A 4,707-nucleotide genomic window follows, 5' to 3' on the forward strand; every position below is an offset into this window, starting at 1 on the left:
GACCGCTGACCGTGCAGAACTGGAAGGGGTGAGCGCCGAGCGAGCGCCGCAAATTGTGGCGGGAGCTTTGGTCGCGGAGGCAAGTATGCGAGCGCTTTCGATAGAGACGGTGGACATTTGCCCGTGGGCGCTACGGGAGGGCCTCATTCTTCGCAAACTCGATAGCGAAGCCGACGGAACCGCCTTCGTAGAGACTTCCGTGCGAGATGCTGGTAATCAGCGAGCCAATCGGAATGGTGGCAAGAAATGACCGGACCAAACGACTCCACCCGACCCATCTCGGTTGCCGAGTTGCTGGCCAAGAATGGCACGCTTGGCGCCCCGGCTCCGACCCGCCGCCGCCGTCGCCGCGGAAATTCTGACGCGGTGACGGTCGCCGAACTGACCGGTGAGATCCCCATCATCACCGACGACATGGAGCCCGCGGCGCCCGAGCACCCGGGTCCGGGATCGCATGGGCGTCGGGCTCACGGAACCGCTCACGTCGACGACGAGGTTGCCGAGGCGCCTGCCGACGAGCCGGTCGAGAAGTCGTCGTACTGGTCTGAACCCGAGCCGCGCTGGCCGGCGTCCGCGCCGCCCCGTCCGCGCGAAGCGGCGCCCGAGCAGCGCGAGGCACGGCTTCAGCGCAGCTCCTATCCGCGCCCGGTGCGCACCAACGGGCGGGCCGCGCCCGAGCGCGTCGAGGCGCGCGACGACAAGTCGCCGGAGCGGGCCGGCGCCGAGGGCATGAGGCCCGACCCGCTCGAGGATTACGCCGGCATGTCGGTGGACGTGATGGACACCGATGTCCGAGACGCCGAGCCGGTCATCGAAGACTCCGCGTACGTGCGCTCGTATCTGCAGTCCGCCGGCAGCGACGTCGATTCACGTGATGCGGCCTACCACGACATCGCCGACGTCGCCGAGGAAGAGGACTACCCCGAAGACGGCGACGAACACGGTGAGTCGCACACCTGGTCCCGGTCGGAGAGCATGCGGTTCGGCGGAATAGTTGTGCTGCAATCGGTTTTGGCCGTCGCATTCGGTGCGGGGTTGTTCATCGCGTTCGATCAACTGTGGCGGTGGAACAACATCGTCGCGCTGGTGCTCTCGGTGCTCGTCATCCTCGGCCTGGTGGTCGGTGTGCGGGTGGTGCGTAAGACCGAAGACATCGGCAGCACGCTGATCGCGGTGGCGGTGGGGGCACTGGTCACGCTGGGGCCCTTAGCGTTGTTGCAATCCGGCTAGGCCGCAACAGAATCCACGTGCGCCCAGCTATCAAAGTCGGTCTGTCGACGGCCTCGGTCTATCCAGAGAAGACCGAGGCCGCTTTCGAGTACGCAGCCAACCTCGGCTACGACGGCGTCGAGCTGATGGTGTGGGGCGAGTCGGTCAGCCAGGACATCGGCGCGGTGGCCAAACTCTCACGCCGCTACCGGATGCCGGTGCTGTCGGTGCATGCGCCATGTCTGCTGATCTCGCAGCGGGTGTGGGGGGCCAACCCGATTCCCAAGCTGGATCGCAGCGTGCGGGCCGCCGAGAAGCTCGGCGCCCAAACCGTTGTCGTGCATCCGCCGTTCCGCTGGCAGCGGCGCTACGTCGAAGGTTTCGCCGAGCAGGTCGCCGAACTCGAGGCGTCCAGCGACGTGCTGGTGGCCGTGGAGAACATGTTCCCGTTCCGAGCCGACCGGCTCTTCGGTTCCGGCCAGACGATGGAACGGATGCGCCGGCGCGGCGGCGGGCCCGGGCCGGGCATCTCGGCGTTCGCCCCGTCCTACGACCCGCTGGACGGCGAGCACGCGCACTACACGCTGGACCTGTCGCACAGCGCGACGGCGGGCAGCGACGCGCTGGACATGGCGGAGCGGATGGGCGCCGGCCTGGTGCACCTGCATCTGTGCGACGGCAGCGGCTTGCCCGCCGACGAGCACTTGGCGCCGGGCCGCGGCAACCAGCCGACGGTCGAGGTCTGCCAGCTGTTGGCCGCCGGCGACTTCGCCGGCCACGTCGTGTTAGAGGTGTCCACGTCGTCAGCGCGGTCAGCCCACGAGCGCCAGGCCATCCTGGCCGAGTCGTTGCAATTCGCCCGCATGCACCTGTTGCGTTGACATTCAAGGACATTCGATAATTTGACCGCGTTATTCACCGCCGCGATGGAGCTCCGCGAGATCGACTCCGACGGCGTGCACAATGTCTACGAGGGCGAGCTGAACAAGCACTGGACCATCGGGCCCAAGGTGCACGGCGGGGCGATGGTTGCGTTGTGCGCCAACGCCGCTCGCACCGCCCACGGCGGACCCGTTGAGCCGGTGGCGGTTTCGGCCAGCTTTCTGTGGGCACCCGATCCCGGCCCGATGCGGCTGGTGACGTCGATGCGCAAGCGTGGACGCCGGATCAGCGTCGTCGACGTCGAGCTGACCCAGGGCGATCGCACTGCCGTGCACGCCGTGGTCACGCTCGGCGAGCCCGAGCATCTGGTGCCGCCGATGCTGTCGGCCAACCCGGCGGTGGGCCTGATGGATCCCGAGCCGCCCGACGATGTGGAGCCGATCGGCCGCGGCCACCGGCTGGCCGGGCTGGTGAACTTGTCCGAGGGCTGCGAAGTGCGGCCGCTGATCTCGTCGCTGGGCATTTCCACCGACGGCCGGCCGCCCGTGATCCAGAATTGGGTGCGGCCGCGCGGCGTGGCACCCGATGTGTTGTTCGCGCTGATGTGCGGCGACGTGTCGGCCCCGGTGAGTTTCGCTGTGAATCGCACCGGCTGGGCGCCGACCGTGCAGCTCACCGCATACCTGCGGGGGCTGCCGGCCGACGGATGGCTACGGGTGGTGTGCACGTGCACGCAGATCGGTCAGGACTGGTTCGACGAAGACCACACCGTCGTCGATTCGGCGGGCCGCATCGTGGTGCAGAGCCGCCAGCTGGCGATGGTCCCCGCGCCCTAACGACAAAACCCGCGGGCGTCTGGGATGCTGGGCGGCATGGCTCGAATCGCGCTTGTCGGTGGCGGCAGCATGGGTGAAGCTTTGCTGTCGGGCTTGCTGCGGGCCGGGCGGCAGGTCAAGGATCTGGTGGTCGCCGAGCGGATGCCGGACCGCGCCCGCTACCTCGCCGAAACGTATGGCGTGCTGGTCACGTCGCTGCCCGACGCGGTGGAGAACGCGACGTTCGTCATCATCGCCGTCAAGCCCTCCGACGTCGGCTCGGTGGTCGGTGAGATCGGAAAGGTCGCCGCGGAAGCTGACCACGACAGCCCGGATCAGGTGTTCATCACCGTCGCTGCCGGGGTCACGACGACCTACCTGGAATCCAAGCTGCTGGCGGGGACGCCGGTGGTCCGGGTGATGCCCAATGCGCCGGCATTGGTCGGTGCGGGTGTCAGCGCCATGGCTGCAGGCCGTTTTGCGACCCCTGAGCAGCTCAAGGAGGTCGCAGCGCTGTTCGACTCGGTAGGAGCGGTGCTGACGGTCCCCGAGGAGCACCTGGACGCTGTGACGGCTGTTTCCGGATCGGGCCCGGCGTACTTCTTCTTGATGATCGAGGCGTTGGTGGACGCCGGGGTCGGGGTAGGGCTGAGTCGCGCGGTGTCCACCGAGTTGGTGGCGCAGACGATGGCCGGCTCGGCGGCTTTGTTGCTGGACCGGATGGAACAGGACCGTGGAACGGGCAGTGACTCGGTGCGTGACCTGTCGCTGGACACCACCGCGACGCGGCTGCGTTCGATTGTTACCTCGCCGGGGGGCACCACTGCGGCTGCGCTGCGGGAATTGGAAAAGCACGGTTTGCGGGCGGCTGTCGATGACGCGGTGCGGGCCGCAAAAACACGCTCTGAGCAGCTACGAATTACATCTGAGTAATTTATAGAATTTTATTTATTTGCCACCACCCGTCGCAATAACCACACTAGTCCCGCTATTCTCCTTGTTGGTAAGCACCTGTGGGTGCCAGCGGAGGGGAAGCCGCTGGGACTGCAGGAGCCTGATTGATTGGGTTGCGATGACGTCTATGAACGGGCCATCGGCTGGCGGTAAATCGGGACGCGACACGGGTTCCGTAGACGGCCAGCAGCCCCGGACGCAATTCCTGACGGTTGCAGAGGTGGCAGCACTGATGCGGGTCAGCAAGATGACGGTCTACCGGTTGGTTCACAACGGTGAACTGCCCGCGGTCCGCGTCGGCCGGTCTTTCCGCGTGCACGCGAAGGCAGTGCACGACATGCTGGAGAGCTCGTACTTCGACGCTGGCTAGACGGACCGGAGTTGGGACCGCAAGTTCCGGCCCCGACACTTAAACCGTCGCGAGGGCACGCCGCGACGCATCGCAACGGTTTATGTCTCGCGGCTGTCCGGTCGCACCGGTGAGCCATTTCGGCCCACCGGCACCGGCTTTGGTGTTCGACCTGTCCTGCCGGGTAGAGTGTGCGGGTTATTGCATATGCCCGGCCACGGCGGACTCGGGCCGCCACACAGCACGACGACGATGCGGGACGCGCAGCGTCCTGACGAGGAGTCGGGCAATCCAGCACAGATAGCGGAGTTATGGGTTCAGTAATCAAGAAGCGGCGTAAGCGGATGTCGAAGAAGAAGCACCGTAAGCTGCTTCGCCGCACGCGGGTGCAGCGCAGAAAACTCGGTAAGTAACCCCTCCGCTGCGTGCTGGCCTCGTGTGCAGCAGATGCCGCGCCGGCGCGAGATCGTTAGGCTAATCAGGTGGACTCGTCGGTCG

6 protein-coding genes and 1 pseudogene are annotated in these 4,707 nt (G+C 66.5%); all 7 read left to right on the forward strand.

Annotated features, from left to right (window positions below; genetic code table 11):
* Window positions 1-250 (forward strand): annotated as a pseudogene (locus VGH54_RS08375) (hypothetical protein); the annotation flags it as partial.
* Entirely contained in the window at window positions 247-1,230 is a 984-nt protein-coding gene (locus VGH54_RS08380) for a hypothetical protein (protein ID WP_331511479.1), read from the forward strand. The pseudogene VGH54_RS08375 and the gene VGH54_RS08380, both read left to right, overlap by 4 nt.
* A gap of 17 nt (window positions 1,231-1,247) precedes the next feature.
* Complete coding sequence (locus VGH54_RS08385) at window positions 1,248-2,090, forward strand: sugar phosphate isomerase/epimerase (protein ID WP_331511480.1); 843 nt, start codon at window positions 1,248-1,250, stop codon at window positions 2,088-2,090.
* 21 nt (window positions 2,091-2,111) lie between these two features.
* Entirely contained in the window at window positions 2,112-2,927 is an 816-nt protein-coding gene (locus VGH54_RS08390) for a thioesterase family protein (protein WP_331511481.1), read from the forward strand.
* Window positions 2,928-2,963: 36 nt separating this feature from the next.
* A complete protein-coding gene (proC, locus tag VGH54_RS08395) occupies window positions 2,964-3,839 on the forward strand; it encodes a pyrroline-5-carboxylate reductase (protein ID WP_331511482.1) in 876 nt (291 codons plus the stop codon).
* A 139-nt stretch (window positions 3,840-3,978) separates the two neighbouring features.
* Window positions 3,979-4,230 carry a cell division/environmental response transcriptional regulator gene (locus VGH54_RS08400; RefSeq protein ID WP_331511483.1) on the forward strand — a complete coding sequence of 84 codons (252 nt, stop codon included), beginning with the start codon at window positions 3,979-3,981 and terminating at the stop codon, window positions 4,228-4,230.
* 290 nt (window positions 4,231-4,520) lie between these two features.
* Entirely contained in the window at window positions 4,521-4,622 is a 102-nt protein-coding gene (locus VGH54_RS08405) for a 30S ribosomal protein bS22 (RefSeq protein ID WP_003402602.1), read from the forward strand.
* The last annotated feature ends 85 nt before the right edge of the window (window positions 4,623-4,707 follow it).

This window comes from Mycobacterium sp., from assembly GCF_036488105.1.
Taxonomy (GTDB): domain Bacteria; phylum Actinomycetota; class Actinomycetes; order Mycobacteriales; family Mycobacteriaceae; genus Mycobacterium.